At 45.1% G+C, this 17,169-nt stretch carries 17 protein-coding genes; 8 read left to right on the forward strand and 9 right to left on the reverse strand.

The genetic code is table 11. The features are described 5' to 3' along the window. The first annotated feature begins 316 nt into the window (after positions 1-316). The 8 genes from EE116_RS07760 (at position 317) to EE116_RS07785 (ending at position 8,414) form a co-directional block, all read left to right on the forward strand. On the forward strand, positions 317-1,774 hold the full coding sequence (locus EE116_RS07760; protein ID WP_338120529.1) for a TonB-dependent siderophore receptor: 1,458 nt from the start codon (positions 317-319) through the stop codon (positions 1,772-1,774). A 19-nt stretch (positions 1,775-1,793) separates the two neighbouring features. Then, entirely contained in the window at positions 1,794-1,955 is a 162-nt protein-coding gene (locus tag EE116_RS13125; protein WP_338120530.1) for a hypothetical protein, read from the forward strand. 29 nt (positions 1,956-1,984) lie between these two features. Beyond that, positions 1,985-2,479, forward strand: coding sequence for a TonB-dependent receptor domain-containing protein (locus EE116_RS13130; protein ID WP_338120541.1), 495 nt, complete (start codon positions 1,985-1,987; stop codon positions 2,477-2,479). A gap of 134 nt (positions 2,480-2,613) precedes the next feature. Next, complete coding sequence (locus EE116_RS07765; protein WP_122873917.1) at positions 2,614-3,465, forward strand: class I SAM-dependent methyltransferase; 852 nt, start codon at positions 2,614-2,616, stop codon at positions 3,463-3,465. Beyond that, positions 3,458-4,468 carry a FecCD family ABC transporter permease gene (locus EE116_RS07770; protein ID WP_122873918.1) on the forward strand — a complete coding sequence of 337 codons (1,011 nt, stop codon included), beginning with the start codon at positions 3,458-3,460 and terminating at the stop codon, positions 4,466-4,468. The genes EE116_RS07765 and EE116_RS07770 overlap by 8 nt, the downstream gene beginning before the upstream one ends. Then, complete coding sequence (locus EE116_RS07775; protein ID WP_122873919.1) at positions 4,465-5,241, forward strand: ABC transporter ATP-binding protein; 777 nt, start codon at positions 4,465-4,467, stop codon at positions 5,239-5,241. Before EE116_RS07770 ends, EE116_RS07775 begins: the two co-directional genes overlap by 4 nt. A 31-nt stretch (positions 5,242-5,272) precedes the next feature. Further along, the gene (locus tag EE116_RS07780) at positions 5,273-6,256 is read left to right on the forward strand and encodes an ABC transporter substrate-binding protein (RefSeq protein WP_122873920.1); all 984 of its coding nucleotides are present in this window, start codon (positions 5,273-5,275) and stop codon (positions 6,254-6,256) included. 124 nt (positions 6,257-6,380) lie between these two features. Further along, a complete protein-coding gene (locus tag EE116_RS07785) occupies positions 6,381-8,414 on the forward strand; it encodes an ATP-dependent helicase (protein WP_122873921.1) in 2,034 nt (677 codons plus the stop codon). Between the two features lie 236 nt (positions 8,415-8,650). Here EE116_RS07785 and EE116_RS07790 read toward each other — a convergent pair whose 3' ends face one another. From EE116_RS07790 to EE116_RS07830, 9 genes are all read right to left on the reverse strand, one after another. Next, positions 8,651-10,087, reverse strand: a complete 1,437-nt coding sequence (locus tag EE116_RS07790) for a Mur ligase family protein (RefSeq protein WP_122873922.1) — start codon at positions 10,085-10,087, stop codon at positions 8,651-8,653. A 278-nt stretch (positions 10,088-10,365) separates the two neighbouring features. Continuing rightward, positions 10,366-11,535 (reverse strand): alpha/beta fold hydrolase, encoded by a 1,170-nt coding sequence (locus EE116_RS07795; protein ID WP_122873923.1) that lies wholly within the window; start codon positions 11,533-11,535, stop codon positions 10,366-10,368. Then, positions 11,535-11,765, reverse strand: a complete 231-nt coding sequence (locus EE116_RS07800) for a type II toxin-antitoxin system Phd/YefM family antitoxin (protein ID WP_002947827.1) — start codon at positions 11,763-11,765, stop codon at positions 11,535-11,537. The genes EE116_RS07795 and EE116_RS07800 overlap by 1 nt, the downstream gene beginning before the upstream one ends. 409 nt (positions 11,766-12,174) lie before the next feature. Beyond that, the gene (locus EE116_RS07805) at positions 12,175-13,209 is read right to left on the reverse strand and encodes a D-alanine--D-alanine ligase (protein ID WP_122873924.1); all 1,035 of its coding nucleotides are present in this window, start codon (positions 13,207-13,209) and stop codon (positions 12,175-12,177) included. Positions 13,210-13,222: 13 nt separating this feature from the next. Continuing rightward, the gene (gene ruvA, locus EE116_RS07810; RefSeq protein ID WP_122873925.1) at positions 13,223-13,777 is read right to left on the reverse strand and encodes a Holliday junction branch migration protein RuvA; all 555 of its coding nucleotides are present in this window, start codon (positions 13,775-13,777) and stop codon (positions 13,223-13,225) included. Between the two features lie 28 nt (positions 13,778-13,805). Then, positions 13,806-14,369: a hypothetical protein gene (locus EE116_RS07815; RefSeq protein ID WP_122873926.1), complete on the reverse strand. Its 564-nt coding sequence runs from the start codon at positions 14,367-14,369 to the stop codon at positions 13,806-13,808. Beyond that, positions 14,366-15,298, reverse strand: a complete 933-nt coding sequence (locus tag EE116_RS07820) for an MlaD family protein (protein WP_122873927.1) — start codon at positions 15,296-15,298, stop codon at positions 14,366-14,368. The genes EE116_RS07815 and EE116_RS07820 overlap by 4 nt, the downstream gene beginning before the upstream one ends. Then, positions 15,288-16,031, reverse strand: a complete 744-nt coding sequence (locus EE116_RS07825; protein WP_122873928.1) for an ABC transporter ATP-binding protein — start codon at positions 16,029-16,031, stop codon at positions 15,288-15,290. The genes EE116_RS07820 and EE116_RS07825 overlap by 11 nt, the downstream gene beginning before the upstream one ends. After that, complete coding sequence (locus EE116_RS07830) at positions 16,032-17,168, reverse strand: MlaE family ABC transporter permease (RefSeq protein WP_122873929.1); 1,137 nt, start codon at positions 17,166-17,168, stop codon at positions 16,032-16,034. It abuts the gene before it with no gap. Between the last annotated feature and the right edge of the window lies 1 nt (position 17,169).

A 17,169-nucleotide genomic window follows, 5' to 3' on the forward strand; every position in this document is an offset into this window, starting at 1 on the left:
TGCCTCGCGAGCGTCTTTAACGCAGCTAGAAATTTTCTCCATCGATAAACTACGCGTTATATCTTCGGTAGAAAATTTCTTCGCGCTTTAAAGCCGTCTCGCGATACTACCTTCAAATTTGGCACCTTCGTACCTCTTTATCCGATCAAATTTCACTAAAATCAAATTTTAACCGAGCATTCCCATAAAGTAAACATAAATTTATTAAATTTAAAAAATATATTACAGATAAATTGCATATTAAAGTAACAAGATGTAACATCGGCTTATTTAAATATAAAAATAAATATTTTAACACTTCATAAAAGGGGTATAAATGAAAATTAAAATTTCAGTCGCCGCATGTGCGGTTTTAGCGCTATTTGCAGCACAAGCAAACGCAGCCGATACGGTCAAGCTTCAGGGGGTCGAAGTAAACAGCATCGGCGATAATATCAGCGAGAGCGGTATCAGCGAAGGCATACTAAACAAGGGCGTCGCCAGCGGTCCGCTAGCAGGCAAAAAGGTACTTGATATGCCTTATCAGGTAAACACGATGTCGATTGAGGCTATGAATCACCAAGGCGTGGCCGGTTTTGAGGATGCGGTGAAGTACTTCCCTTCAGCGCAAATCCAAACTAGAGGCGGCGTCGAGGTCGGTCGTCCGCAGACTCGCGGCTTTCAGGGTTCGGTCGTCGGTAACGTACTTTGGGACGGCTTTTACTCGGTTTCAACAACTGCTATACCTATGTATATGTTTGAGGGGCTTCAGATACAAAACGGTCTTGCAGGCTCGCTTTACGGCGGACAAGATCCGGCAGGCATCTTTAACTACACTAGAAAACGTCCGATACCGTTTTTAAATACGTTTTGGGCCGACTATACGAGTAGGTCAAATTTTGGTATAGGCTGGGATACTTCGGATAGATTTCAGTACGTCGGATACCGCGGCGTATTTTATAAATCAGACGGCGCTAAACAAGCTAAAAATAGCGATTACGAAAGAAATTTAGCTAGCCTAGGCCTTGATTTTTATCTAACCGAAAATTTTACTATCGAGACGAATTTTAGCTACTACAAACACAAAATGCTAGGAATACCCGGCGGCTTTTCGGTGCCTGGTAGAAACGGTGTTTTAAACTTTGCTATACCGGACGCTACAAAAAATACGAAAGCGGGCCTAGAGCAAGAGTGGGCGGGAAGCGACCTAAAAACTACGACCGCTAGCGTTAAATTTAAATACGCTCCGACCGAGCGTTGGTACTTTGAGGGCGGATATCAGTGGCAAAAAGCCATCCGCGATATGTACGGCACGAGCAAAACTTTCACGAATCAAAACGGAGATTTTAGCGTAGCGGCTAGTGGAGGAAACGGCGCGGCAAGCAGGTTTGACGTACAAAGCTGGTTTGCTAAAGCTACGACCGAGTTTGAGACGTTCGGTATAGAGCACAACTTCGGCGTGCAGGCAAACGGCTATAACTGGACAATATACGGCGCTAAAACCGCAGGCGGAAGAGCAAATTTGGGCAACTCGAATTTATATAATCCAAAAACTTTTTCAAATCCGCACGTAACAAAAGGCGGCGGAGCTTATAAAAATAGCCAAAGCTCTATGAAAAACCTCACTATCGCGGACGATATCAAGCTAAACGACTACTTTAGCGTGATTTTAAGCGCAGCCAGAAGCAACTTTGAAAACAAAAACAAGCAAACAAGCGTAAAAACGTACGACGAGAGCGGCACTAGCTACGCAGCGAGCTTTATTTATCGCCCTATCGAAAATGTAAGCCTATAACTTCACGTATGCAGATAGCTTGCAAGCAGGCTCAAGCTATACCTACGAAAGAACCAATCCAAGATACGGCGAAACGGTCGTTTTAAAGCCATTTAGAAGCAAGCAATACGAGATCGGCGCAAAGGCTAGGATAGAGGATATCGACCTATCTACGGCACTTTATGAGATAAACGCCCGATAGCCTATCTAGGCGATAACAACGAATATAGCATCCAAGGCGAGCAGGTAAATAGAGGCCTAGAGTTTACCGCAGGAGGCAAGATCACAAACGATCTTAGCGTAATGGGCGGCGTCGCGCTAATACAGCCGAAGCTAAAAAAGGCAAAACAAGCCTACGCGCAGGGTAAGATCGTGGTCGGCGAACCAAAAGTTCAGTCAAATTTACTCTTTGACTACGTCGTGCCAAATACCGACAAGCTAGCCCTAAGCGCAAATTTACACTACACTGGCAAACGCTACGCCGATCAGCGTAACGTAAATGCTGTACCTGCGTACTTTACGACCGATCTTGGCATCCGCTACGTAACCAAAGAGTGGCTAGGCAAGCAAACTACGCTAAGATTTAACGTAAATAACGTATTTGATAAAAAGTACTGGGTCGGAATGTTCCCGTCAAATATCGACGGAACTACGACGGGTGCGGGCACAAGTATCTTTTTAGGACAGAGCAGGACGTTTATGCTATCGGCTGAAGTTAAATTTTAGCGGAATGTCTCGCGAGCGCCTTTAAATTCGGCAGCGATTTACCTAGTTGTCATTTTAAAAATTTTACCTTCAAATTTTGAAGTCAAATTTTAATTCGGCTTCAAAATTTAAAATTTAAATATTTTGGAGAAAAAATGCAAGGACTACTAAACTGGCAGGCGATTAGAGAACTCAAATTTGCGCCTATGACTAGAGATGGAGCTGGCGGGAGTGCGGTTGATTGGGACAAAGTAGCTGTGATGTATAACGGCATGGCTGAGCTTGAAAAGCATAGCGCACAAATTTTAGCTGATGCCTTGCCTATCACGGATAGAGATAGCGTGCTAGACGTTGGCTGCGGGCCCGGACGCCTTAGCATACCTATGGCTAGACGGTCTAAAAACCTGACCGCGCTTGATGCGTTTGGAGAGATGCTTAAATTTTGTAAGCAAAACGCCAAAAACGCTGGCGTAAAAAATATAAAATTTATGCAAAAAAGCTGGCTAGATAGCGATGCGCTAGACATAATCGGCAAGCACGACGTCGTCGTCGCATCTCGTTCGGTTGGTCTTGGCGATATAAAAAGACTAAACGACGCAGCGAAAAAATACGTATGCATAACCAGCTTTTTGGAGGACTATCCAAGCCTTAGAGAAATTTGGATGGATTTGCTTGCGGGCATCGATGAAAGAGCCTCTAAGCGTCCGCCTTTTATAAACGAAAATCCTAGAATGTTTGGCTATAACGTCACTTTTAATATGCTTTATGATCTGGGCGCAAACGTAAATGTGCGGATATTTGACACTATTTACGAAAAGAGCTTTACGAGTAAAGATGAAGCTTATGAATTTTTAAAATTTGTAGGCGAGATCCCAAAAGAAAAAGAGAAAATTTATAGAAAAAACGTAGATAAATGGCTAGTAAAAGATAAAAGCGGAGTTAAATTTTACCGAACGACAAAAAGCTACGCTATGTGGTATGACGTAAGCGAGGTAAAATTTGAGTAACAAAGTCTTTTTTACTATTTTAACGATCGTGCTGATAGTTTGCGCCTTTGCTTCTCTAGCTCTTGGCAGATATAGTCTCACTGCGTCTGAAATTTTTAATAGCCTATACTCTTTAATAACAGGCTCAAACGCACAAAATGAGCAGGCAAACGCTGTCATAACACAGATCAGACTTCCTCGTATCACATTTGCGGTGCTGGTGGGAGCTGCCCTTTCTGCGTCTGGTGCTGTATATCAGGGGCTTTTTAAAAATCCCCTAGTTTCCCCCGATATACTAGGCGTCTCTAGTGGCGCGGCGGTGGGCGCTAGCATCGCTATCATCCTTTCACTGCCCGTACTTTATGTCTCGCTAGCAGCTTTTGGCTTTGGACTAGCCGCCGTTTTTGCGGTGGTTTTCTTAAGCCAGCTAATCGCTAGAGGCAAGCTAAACGTCATCATAATGGTTCTCTCAGGCGTCGTCATATCTTCGCTTTTCGGTGCTTTTAGCTCGCTTTTAAAATTTCTAGCAGATAGCGAAAACAAGCTACCGGAGATTACATTTTGGCTGATGGGCAGTCTAGCTCGCACGGGAGGATATCAAAACGTACTTTATATGCTAGGCGTCACGGCGTTTTGCTCCGTGCCTCTGTTTTTACTTAGATTTAGGCTAAATATCTTGGCATTTGGCGAAGAAGAGGCTAAAGCCATGGGCGTAAATGTCAAATTTTACAGCTTTATCATCATCTGTGCCTCTACTTTGCTGACGGCTTCTAGCGTGGCTTTTTGCGGTATCGTAGGCTGGGTCGGACTCATCGTGCCACACATAGCTCGCTCTATCGTGGGGGCAAATTTTAACGCCCTCTTACCGGCTTCGATGCTAATTGGAGCGCTATTTTTGCTAGTAGTAGATACGATCGCAAGGTGCGCTATGGCTAGCGAGATACCCCTTGGCATCATAACCTCGCTCATCGGCGCACCTGTTTTTATCTACCTGCTTTATCAAAGCAAAAAGGGCTGGCTGTGAAATTTGAGATAAAAAATTTAAGCTGCGGATATGGCAAAAAGTTAGTCGTAAAGGACTTTAATGCAGAGCTAAAAGATGGTGAAATTTTATGCTTGTTAGGGCCAAATGGGGTTGGTAAAACAACTGTTTTTAAGACCATTTTGGGATTTTTAAAACCTTTTGGTGGAGAAATTTTAGCGGACGGACGAAATTTTTTCGCCTTAAACGATAAAGAGCGAGCAAAGCTCGTTAGCTACGTGCCTCAAGCTCACACTCCGCCATTTGCTTTTAAGGTTTTAGACGTCGTTTTAATGGGGCGCTCGCCCTTTATCGGAACCTTTGAAAGCCCTAGCGCAAATGACGTAAAGATAGCCCTTCAAAAGCTTGAAATACTAGGGATAAGCGAATTTGCAGATAAAATTTACACCGATATCAGCGGCGGCGAGAGGCAAATGGTTTTGATAGCAAGGGCTTTAGCGCAGGAAGCAAAAGCTATTATGCTTGATGAACCTGCATCAAATTTAGATTTTGGCAACCAAATAAAGATTCTAAAGGCAGTAAAAGAGCTTGCCGCTCAAGGAAATAAGGTTATTATGACTTCGCACTTTGCCGAGCATGCTTTTTATATAGACGCCAAGGTCGCGCTTTTAAAAAGAGATCAAAACATCATCTACGGCAGTGCGAGCGAAGCGATAACGGATGAAAATTTAAGGCTCGCATATGGCGCGGATATCAGAGTAGTAAAAAACGAGATCGAGGGCAGAAGCGTCTACTCCTGCGTACCGATCATTTAAGGAGAAAAAATGAGAAAAATTTTGGCGATTTTTGATTTTGGCGGTTTGTATCTTGCAGGCGCGTATCGTAGTTGATGACGATGGCAAAGAGGTGCAAATACCTGATAATGTAGAGCGTGTGACGCCCACGATAGGGGCTTTTACTCAGATGAGTGCAATGCTAACGGGTGAAGATAAAATCATCTCGGGCGCAGCGCGGCTACCGAAAATGATGAGTAAAATTTTCCCGAAAATAAAAACGACGAACAACATTAGCGGCTCGCTAACAAGCAGTGTTGAAACTATTATTGCCTCAAATACTCAGGTGGTTTTTGGGCCACTAGGCATGATATTTGACGAAAATCAAAAGGCACAGCTAGAAGCAGCAGGCATCGCGGTCGTAAATATCGATAAATTTAGTAACCCTAGCGAGATAAAAGGATCAGTTAGTAAAATCGCTGAAATTTTGGGCGGTGATGCTATAAAAAGAGCTAGCGAATTTAACGCATATTTTGACAAAAATATAAAATTTGTAAGCGAGAAAGTACAAAATATCAAGGATAAAAAGCGGGTTTTGGCCTTAAATTTTAACTCTGGAAATTTCACTACCATCACCACCACGGATATCGGTGCGGAATACATAAAAATCGCTGGCGGGATAAATTTAAGCTCTCAAGACAATGAAACTGATTTTAAAATCTCAAAGATAATAAACGAGGAACAAATTATCATCCTAAATCCTGACATCATCATAACAAATTCGCGCGAAGGCAAGGAAAAAATATTAAAAAATCCTCCGTTTAGTAACGTAAAAGCCGTTAAAAACGGTGCCGTATATGTCGTGCCTAGTGGGGTATATCTATGGTCGGTTAGAAGCGCAGAGGGTGCTTTGCAGCCACTTTGGCTAGCCAAAATCTTTTATCCTGAAATTTTTACCGAGCTAAATTTAGAAGACGAAGTCAAAAAATTTTACCTCAAATTTTACCGCTACGAACTAAGCGATGAGGAAGTAAAAGAGATATTAAATCCAAAATAAAACCGCTAAATTTTCGCCTCGCTTTGCAAACGCGGGGCGAATAAATTTAGCCCTCGCCGCTTTTGCATTTTTATAAATTTAAGTCCGTTTAGGTATAATCGAGCCTTTTAAACGTGAGGAAAATATGCCCCTTTCAAAACTAAATCAAGAACAATACGCCGCCGCGACCGCTCCTGCAGGGCACAATCTAGTTATAGCCTCAGCAGGCACCGGCAAAACCAGCACTATCGTCGCGCGCATCGCCCATCTGCTAAATTTAGGCGTAAAGCCCGAGAAAATCCTGCTGCTAACCTTCACCAACAAGGCCGCAGCCGAGATGATCGAGCGTCTAAACCGACATTTTGATAAAAAAATCACCTCGCGCATCACGGCGGGCACCTTTCACTCGGTTTCTTATTCGCTGCTTAAATTTCTAGAAAAACCGGTCACGCTAAAGCAGCCAAGCGAGCTAAAAACGCTGCTAAAATCGCTCGTCGAGAGGCGTAAATTTAACCACCTAAGCGACGTCAAGCCATACGGCGGCGCTTATCTTTACGACGCGTATTCGCTGTATCAAAATTTAGCCTTAAAGCAGACTTTTGGCGAGTGGCTAAAGGAGCGAAGCGACGAACAAGGCGTATATGCCGAGATTTACGAGGATGTTTTGCGCGAATTTGAGGAGGAAAAGAGCAAATTCGGCTATGCGGATTTTAACGACTTGCTTATCAAAATGCGTAATGAACTAAGAAAAGGAGCGCCGCTAAAATTTGAGGAAATTTTAGTCGACGAGTACCAGGATACAAACTCGTTGCAAGGCTCGCTAATCAGCGCTTTTGAGACGAAAAGCCTTTTTTGCGTCGGGGATTTTGACCAGAGCATTTACGCTTTTAACGGCGCAAACATCGAGATCATCGGCTCGTTTAAGGACAGATTTGCAGACGCTAAAATTTACGCGCTAAACATCAACTATCGCAGCAGCTCCGCCATCCTAGCACTTGCCAACAAAGTCATCGCAAACAACCCGCGTCTTTACGAAAAAAAGCTAGTCGTCGGCCGCGAGGGCAAATTTACCTCGCCAAAGCTGCTAGTTTACAACGAGCTTTTCGACCAGTACTCAAACATCGCGCAGATCATCGCCGTTTCAAAATATAAACAAGAAAATATCGCCATCATCTTTCGCAACAACTCGAGCGCCGACGGACTAGAAGTCGCGCTGCGGGAGCTCGGTATCGGCTCCAAGCGCAAGGGCGGCGTGAGCTTTTTTGAGAGCCTCGAGGTGCGCGCCGCTATGGATCTGCTGGGCATCCTCATAAACCCAAAGGACATCATGGCCTTTATCCACGTATGCGAATACGCAAAAGGCGTCGGCGCGGCGCTTAGCAAGGAGATTTTCGAGGTGCTAAGCAAGGTCGGACACGGCGATATCGTACGCGGATTTTTGCAGCCCGATGATGGCGTGGAGGCATTTGCCAAAAAGACCAAAAACTACCAGCTAGGGCTTTTTGACGAGCTTGACGAGGTTGGAGAGAAGTCTCGATTTGCTAAATTTAACTTTAGCGAGAAATTTTTCGCACACCCCGTGCTAAAAATGCAAAAACTAAGCGAGAGCGGCGGGCAGTTTTTGTATGAAATTTATAATTTTTTAAGCGCTGCCAAACGCCACTCGCGCCCGACCTCGCTGATAGAGGATCTCAAAAATAGCAAAATTTATGCCCTCATCGCCGATAATCTCGCGACCAAGCGCGCCACGCAAAAAAACGGCAACGTCGACGAAACGCTAAAAAAAGAGGCCCTAGAGCGCATCGCAGGCAAGCTCGAGGTACTGGGCGAACTAGCCAAAAACTACTCGGAGGCGGAAAAATTTTATAACTTTATCACGCTGGGCAGCAGCGAGATGAGCAGCGGCGAAGGGGTAAATCTGCTAAGCGTGCACGCCTCAAAGGGGCTTGAGTTTGACCTCGTTTTCGTAGTCGATCTCGCGCAAAATCGCTTCCCGAACCTCAAACTCATGAGCATGGGCGGCTCGCTCGAGGAGGAGCGGCGACTCTTTTACGTCGCGGTCACAAGGGCGCGCGACGAGCTGATTTTAAGCTACGCCAAATACGACAAGATCAAAAAGATAAACTACCAACCTAGCCAGTTTTTGATCGAGGCTGGGATGGCTAGCGCCGGTATTTAAATTTGACGGCGAAATCGCCAAATTTGACCGATGTGAAATTTAAAGTCGTTTAAATTTAGCCGCCATATTTTTATCTTTCATCTGCCGCAGTCGGCGCTTGGTATAACCTGCATCTTGAAAAGGCATTTTTTCAAATCAATCTCCGCCGACGTGAGCGGACAAAATCTCAAATCAAATTTGAGTAGTTAGAAGTGGCACCGCTAAATTTGACTGCGCCGTCCAAACCAAATTTACGCCTACATAAAGCTTGGCGCGTCGTTTGAAAAAAGGATCAGATCTCCCGCTTTGGTGTTTTGCGCCAGGGCTTCTTGCATTTTTGATTTGTCCTTGATGACGATTACTTTAGGCCTGCTTAGGTGCTTTAGCAACGCGACGGCGTTTAGCGAGCTTGTTAGCATAACGATGTCAAAGGTCTTGTTGATGATCTTGCTTAGTTTTTCGTTCTCTTCGTCGCTGCTCTCCATGATGCCGGGCGTCACGAGCACCTTGCGCCCTTCGTAGCTGGCGACTAGCTCATAGCTCGCGCTCATACCGTTAAAGTTACCGTTAAAACCGTCGTCGATGATGATTTTACCGCCGGCATCGATGCGCTCGAGTCTATGCTCGACGTTTTTTAGACGCGCTAGAGCTGCGGCGATCCTGGCCTCGTCTAGTCCCAGATATAGCGCGGTTTTGACGCAGACGGCTAGGTTTGCGGCGTTAAATTTACCAAGCAGCGGCGAGCTAAATTCTCTCTCGCCAAGCTTAAATTTGACCCCATCCAAGTTCGCCTCAACTCCGCTTAGGTCTTTATCGTAAATTTCTGTCTTTGCACCCTCGCTTGCCTGCGTGCTGCTGTGCACGAAAGCCTTTTCTAGGCGCTTTGAGCCAAGAGCCTCAAGCTTTGTAGCGCGGATATTTTCAAGCGTCTTAAAGTACTCGATATGTTGCGCGCCGATCTCACCGACGATAGCGATCTGCGGGTTCAAAAACTCCGTAATCTGCGCGATGTCGCCTTTTAGGCGCGCGCCTGCTTCTGCGATATATATCTGCGTACCGGCAGCGAGCTCGTTGTTTACGTCTTGGATGAGACCTGCTAGCGTGTTTACGCTGCGAGGGGTTTTGCGGCAGGCGAAGTCATTTTTAAGCAGCTCAAAGAGGAAATTTTTTATGCTGGTTTTGCCAAAACTCGCCGTTATCATGATGATTTTTAGCTCCGGCATCGAGGCTAGCTTTTTGCGCGCGCTGTTTTCGTAAGCCTTAAATTTCGCCTTTTCCAACAAAAAACTAAGCGCAAAAGAGAGCACGAGCGGCAGGACGACGCCTAAATTTACGCGGTACTGCGTCGCTAGACAAACAGCGTAGCTAGCGATAACGGCGAGCGCTAGGATAACAAAAAATCGCTTGACTCGCGGCGTAAAAACTAGCTTTTTATCGAGCTTTTTATGCCAAAGAGCGAGGCTTGGCACCAGCGCAAAGTAAAAATAAATCCAAAAAAATCGCTCCGCCCCGTAAAAAAGTACGATCGGCACGATGAGAAAAAACACGTGCCACAGCGGCCTGGTGAAGTGAAACAGCACGCGCTCGAACTTGTAGGAAAACCACTGAAGGCAGGTGATGAGATAAAATCCGAGCGCAAACGTAAATAAAGTCTGCGTCGCGGCAAGGCCGATATTTATGAGGGTTTCGTTCATTTTTTCTCCTAGGTTCGCTTAGGCGGGCTTTTGTTTGCGCCCTTTTTGCCAAATTTAGCGTTTTGAGGTTTGTTTTTGCGTGCTTGACGTAAATTTGATAGTTTTTCCGTTAAATTTGAGAGCAAATTTATCCGCCCTGCTTTTTTTACGCCGTAAAACGCAAATTTATCAGCCGAGATTTTACAGATTTTGGGCTTAAATTTAGCTCGTAAATTTGATGCAGGTCTGCCAAACCAGCATAAATTTAACGCTGATATCCAAAATCCTAAATTTGCACTCTAGCTTAAATCAAACGTTTGCTGTACCGGCTTTTTGGGGCTTTTTTGACCGTCTTGCTCATCTTTTGGTGAAATGTGATTTTGCTCGTCGCTGATTGAAACGCTACTTTTAGGTTCTGATTGGTTTTGTACGGTTTCGTGTCCGTCAAACAAATTTTCTTTAAAAACTTGACCGTTTTTGGCGTTTGCATCGTCAAGCTGCGGGTTTTGATCAGCAAGGCTACTATCTTGCGACCGCTCGTCAAAAAGGCTGCTTTGAGAGACGGTTTTTGTGTTTATGGCGACCTCTTGCTCCAAAGCCTCTTGGGTAGATTCCGTCAAATTTTGCTCGGTAGCGTTTTTAAGATCGCCGTTTTCGTCGGCGCACCAGGCTTCCTCGCTCAAATTTTCGCGGTTTTTCGGGCCTAAAATTTTCACGCTCTCTATGCCGCTTTCATCATCCAAGTCCATCAAATTTAGCCCCGCATTCACTACACCGTCGATGTAGCGCGCGTGGAGTAAAAAGAAAAAATGATCGCCCTTTAGCGCGTGAAATTCGCTGTTTTTGATGAGGCGACTTACGCGTTCGCCGCTTTTTAGAGGCGTGGCTTTGTCCTCCTCACCCCAAAATATAAACGCCTTGCCGCCAAAGTCCGCAAATTTAGAGCTAAAGTCCTCATCGACGACGTTTTTTAGGGTCTCGTACATCGTTTTGCTCATGCCTTTTACGTCTTTCGTGGCAAAAAACTTGTATAAAAATCCAAGACCGAATAGCTTTAAAAACTTAAACAAAGCGATCTTAAATCGCACCCAAAGCGGCTTTTTAGCTACGATGCCCGCCGAGCTTAAAAGTGCGAGATATTCAGGATTTAGCAGGGTTGCGACCTTGCCGCCAAAGCTATGTCCGAAGATAATTTTGGGGTTCGCGCCAAGCTCGTCTAAAAAGGATTTCATGATTTTTGCGTAGTCTTTCGTCGCTAGCGCACCGTGCATACCGCTCGCGCCAAAGCCCGGCATATCGACGTAAACGTGGCGAAAATCCTTAAAATACGCACCGAAAGCCTTTTTCATGATCTCTTTGTTTGCGCCCCAACCGTGCAAAAATAGCGTGACGTCCTTGCGTGCGGGATTTACGGTTTCGTAGCTGATGCGGTAAATTTTGCCGCCGTATTTTACCTCTTTGACCGCCATTATTCGCCGCTTCCGGCTCGTTTTTTAGCCTCATAAATGCTTTGAAGAACCTCGACGGCTTCGCATAGTCGCTCGTACTCGCCCATATTTAGCAGTACGGCTTCAAATTTATTATTTTTGACGATCACCGCGCGCTTCATCTGCGCCTTGCCGACCTTGCCTAAAACGGCGCTAAAATTTCGCACCACTTCGGTTGCCGTGTAAATTTCATCTTTGCTAAAAGTAGTCATTTTTGCTCTTTACATAAAATTTTGTGTAAAATATAGCATATTATCTTTAAATTCAAATTAAAATATAATGGCGCATTATGTTCTTTAAAATTTATTTTAGAGCGTTTTATATTTTTAGAGTGAAATTTGCGAGTATAAGAAAGGCGGATGGGTAAAATTTGACTAAAACTAGCGGTTGAACAGAAAAAAGGCGAGTTAAATTTAACCTAAATCGGCACTTTAACGCTATAAAATGTTGAAAGACAAGCTGCGCTTTTACCTAGCAAGCGTAATAATCGCTAAATTTCAAAACTACCGACCAAATTTATTAGCGATGCGATAAAGCGTAAAAATTTAAAAAGCCGCTAAAAACAATCCGTTTAAGGCGGCAACTAAATGTCAAATTTGGCAAAATCAGGCAAACAAAATTTTATAGCTTACCCTTTGCCGACGTTATGGAGTTGATAAATTTATAGTCGATATTTATCTCACGTTCTTTTGGTAAGCTCGCAGCAAGTCGCTCCAGTGTCCTCTCAAAATCGTCAAATAGATAATTGGCCATACTGCCCGGATTTGGGTTAATCTCGTTTAGATAGACTTCGCCGTTCACCTCGAAAAAGTCGCAGCGTATCAGCGCTCCGTCAAAGCCGCAGTTATAGATGCGCTCAAAGCTTTGCTTTAGCTTGGCGGCTAGCTCTGCGCCGATGTCGGCCTCGCGCGCCCTACTCTCGTTTGAAAAGCTCATATATTTTTGCTCGTAGTCTAGAAATTCCTTCTTTTTTGGCTCTTCGATGATAGAAAATTTGATCTCGCCGTCCGCCTTGCAGCCTGCTAGATTGTACTCCTTCACGCCCTCTATAAATGGCTCAACCAGGATCTCTTTGTCAAACTCGTATGCCACGTCTAGGCCGTATTCTAGCTCGCTAGCGTTTTTTATCACGCTAACCCCTATCGAGCTTCCTAGTCGGAGCGGCTTTAGGATCACGGGTAGCGGCAGGCTAGGCGCCTTTGCTCTGCTTACAACCTCGTAGTTTAGGGTTTTTACGCCGGCTTTTTGCGCGAGTAGTTTGGTTAGCTCCTTGTTGTAGCTTAGCGCGCTAGCCTCCACGCGAGGGCCGATATAGCTAAGGCCGTAAAACTCGAGCAGCGCCGCGATCTTGCCGTCCTCGCCGTCCATGCCGTGGACTAAATTTATAAATACGTCCGCCTCGATCTTTTTCTCGCCGAGCAATCCGCCAGCGAAAAATCCGCCCTGCTTAATAGTAAGCTTTTTGGCATTTTTATACTTGCCCGAGCTAAAGAAATTCGCCTTCATATCGGCGCCGTTTATCAAGTAAAATTCTCTAAATTTATCGCAAAATATAAACAAAGGCTCGTTTTTTAGCACCTTTTTTAGGGCTATGGCGCTCACGATACTGATCTCATGCTCGTAGCTTTTAGCGCCGAATATCACAGCAAATTTCATATCTTTTCCTTTTTTATGCTAGTTTTTTTAGGGCTTGTTTGATGAGTTCGCCCGTATTTTGCGCGTCGCACTCGCTAAGCGCCTTGGTTATCTTTTCTCTTTTAAAGCCTAGGCTCTCAAGCGCCAAGATCGCTTCGTGCTGATAGCTAGGCAGATTTTCGTCCATCGTCATCTTTGCGTCACTAAGTTCGGCGATGATGCGTCTAGCCGTCTTTGCGCCGATGCCCGGCACCGTTTGTAGCGCCGCAGCGTCTCCGCTTTTAACCGCATTTAAAAATGCGTTCGGATTTAGACTCGAGCACACCGCTATCGCCGTCGCCGCGCCGATTCCGCTTAGTTTTATCAGCATCTCAAACATCTTTTGCTCGTTGCTATCTAAAAATCCGTAAAGCAAGTCCGCATCCTCGCGGATGATCTGCGTGATGTTTAGCTCCACGCTCTGGCCTCGCTCGAGCTTTGCCGAGCAAAAAAGCGAGATAGCTACGCCGTAACTCACGCCGCCTGCTGTTTTTAGGATGAGATTTGCGGGCTCTTTTTTGGTTATGACGCCCTCGATCGCTTTTATCATCGTTTTCCTTTAAAATTTGCGATTATCTCTAAAATTTGATTAATTCTTGCAAAAATTTGTCCGTAACCTCGCTAAATGCGGCGTTTAGCGCCTTCATCGCGATTTCGCCCTCGTCCGCGCCTGCGTCTTTTTGCGAGCTTAGCACGACGCTTTTTAGCTCTTTGCCGTCTTTAAAAAAGCTAAACATCATCGAAATTTGCGCTTTTTGATCTTTGATTTGAAGGGTGAGTAAATTTGACTTTACGCTTACGTCCGCGTTTTTAAAAGAGGGCTTAAACACGCACTGATCGCTCGCGGCTATGATCAAATTTCGCCTAGCCATTTCGCTTGGGAGCGCTAAAAATTTGATATTTTTTAGCGGACGGATCTCGCCGTTTGCGTCTATCTTTAGGACTTCTCGGCTCTCATACGCGCCAAAAACCCGCACCTCCTCGATGAAAACCGTTTTTTCCGGCCTATTTTCGCACTCTTTAAATTTATCCTCCGCGCCGCCTAGCATAAAATAATTCGTCCTAGGCGCAGGCTTTGCCAAAACGCTACAACCGCTAAAAAACAGCGCCGTAACGGCTAAAACCGTGCTTAAAATTTTCATTTTTCGTCCTTTTTCTGCGTGTCTTTAAAGAAAAATTCGTACGGGTCGTCCTCGAGTCTAAAAAGGGTATTTCTAAAATCCGAAATGAGCTTTTGGAAGCTAAGCAGCGTCCTCTCCGTCTCGTCGCCAATCGTATTTAGCGCGTCTTTCACGTCGTATTCGCCGCTTTTTATCTTTTCTGCTATCGCGGTTTGTAGATTTTTTAGCTCCTGCGCGGCGTCCGCGGCTTTAGTCGTAAATGAATTTACAAACTCAAGCGTGCCAGAGGCGTTTTTTAGCGCTTTTTTTAGCTCGTTTAGCGTCAAATTTGCATTAGCCAAAACCTCGTTTGCGTTTGCGATAGTCGCGTTTATATCGAGATTTCCGGCGTTTATCTTTTTCGCGGCTTCATCAACCGAAACTAGGATAGACGAAAATTTAGCCGCGTTTTCGTCGCTTAAAAATTTATTGATATTTTTAAAGGTAGACTCTAAATTTTTCGTTAGATACTCGGCTCTGTCGCCGATTTTATCAAAAAAGCTCGCCTCAAGCCCTATGTAGGCCTTTTCATTTTTATCAAAGAGCGGGCTGTCCATGCTGCCGCGCGAGATGTTTAGGTAGCCGATGCCAGTGATGCCCTGTATCTCCGCAGACGCCGTACTGTCGGTTCTAATGGGTATATCTTTCCTTACGGAGAGCTCAAGCTCGATGAGCGCCTCTTTTTCGTCGGCAAAGCGGATGTCCTTGACCGTGCCCGCGTCTACGCCGATAAATTTGACCGTGGAGTCCTTTTTGATGCCGCTTGGCAGGCTTGTAGTTTTGATGAAATACGACCTGTAATCATCGGCCTTTTTCCCGTATCCGCCCAGCCACCACGCCGCGATACCCAGCGCGCTCACGACAAGCACGAAAAAGAGGCCTATCAAAGTATAATTTATTTTATTTCCCACCGTTTTTCCTTGTTTTTAAAAGCTCTTCGAGCGGATTTTCGGGCATTTGCATCAGCTGCTCAAAAGTCCCCTCAAAGGCTATCTTTTTATCCTGAAGTATCAAAAATCTATCCAAAATAGTACAAATGCTGTCTATATCGTGCGTCACCATCACGACCGTGACGCCAAGCGTATCTCGCAGCTCCACTACTAGCTCGTCAAACGCCCGCGCGCTACTTGGGTCAAGGCCGGAGTTTGGCTCGTCTAAAAACAAAATTTTAGGACTTAGCACTAGAGCTCTGGCCATCGCCACGCGCTTTTTCATACCGCCACTTAACTCGCTTGGGTACTGCAAAGCGACATTTTCGCTAAGGCCTACTTTTTGCAGCCAAAACATCGCTATCTCGCGCATCGAGCGCTCGCTCATCCCGCTATACTCTTTTAGCAGGATGTAGATGTTTTCCAGCACGTTCATCGAGGTATAAAGCGCGCCAAACTGAAACATCACGCTGCAAGCAAGCTTTATCTCCTGCCTAGCCGCTTCGTCTAGCGACCATAGATCGCGCCCTAGCATCTCGATCTTGCCCGCACTTGGCTCTTTTAGATATATCATCGTTTTCATCAGCGTCGATTTACCCGTGCCGCTACCGCCCAGTAGACCGTAAATTTCAGCCTCGTTTACGTGGAAATTTAGTCCGTCGTGGATCACTCGCTCGCCGAATTTCGTCGTTAAATCAGTCGCTTTTATTATCATTTATATGCCTAGCTGCGTGAAAATAATCGAAAACAGCGCGTCCACCATGATCACGCCAAATATCGCATTTACCACGCTCACGGTCGTATACGTGCCCACGCTTTGGGTGTTTCCGCCGATCTGAAAGCCTCTCATGCAGCCGATAAACGCGATCACGACGCCAAAAAACGGAGCCTTAAAAAGCCCGACGTAAAGATGCTTGATATCCACCTCTTGACCAAATCTCGCCAGATAGCTATCAAAGCTGATGTTTAGGTAGTTTTCCATCACGACCATCTCGCCTAGTATCCCCGATACGTCGGCTAAAAACACGATAAGAGGCATGGCTACGATAAGAGCTATAACGCGAGGCAAAACGAGAAATTTAAACGGATCAAACCCCATCGTTTTCATCGCGTCGATCTCTTCGGTGATTTTCATAACGCCGATTTGCGCAGTAAAGCTTGACGCCAGACGCCCCGCCACGATGATAGCGGCAATAAGCGGAGCTATCTCGCGCAGGGTCAAAAGCCCCATCATCTCGACGATTATTATCGTGGCGCCGAAACTCTCGAGCAAATTTGAGCCCTGATATGCGAGCACGATGCCGATGAGAAAAGAGGTAAGGCACACGATAAAAACCGACTTTATACCCGCATCCTCGAAATAAGCCAAAATTTCCTTCACGCGGATATTTTTTAGCATGAATATCTTGCTAAATTTAACCAAAAACTCGCCCATAAAATTTAAAAACGCGCAAAATCCCGCAAAAAACGCGGTCAAATTTTTGCCGATTTGAGATAGTGGATTTTCGTGGGGTTTGGCGTCTATGATCTGCTTTATTTTGGGATTTATTTCGCTATTTATCGAATCAAAAATCTTTTGCGCGTGCGGATTTAAATTTACGAGCTCATACTCTTTGCGGGCGTTTAAAAAGGTATTTTTAAAAAACAGCGCCGCTGCGTAATCAAGCTCTTTTACGTCTTTAAAATTTAAAACGATTTTATTAAATTTTTTTGAGCAGATGAGCGCGGCCGTCTGAGTCCAAATTTGAGCCGGCAGCTTGTAGGTCCAGTCGTTTTTTAGATTTATAGTTAGCTTGCCGCCGCTTTGCTCGCACTTGTAAAATTCGCTTTCAAATTTTAAAAAAAGAGACAAT

It is taken from the genome of Campylobacter showae, from assembly GCF_900573985.1.
Classification (GTDB): domain Bacteria; phylum Campylobacterota; class Campylobacteria; order Campylobacterales; family Campylobacteraceae; genus Campylobacter_A; species Campylobacter_A showae_E.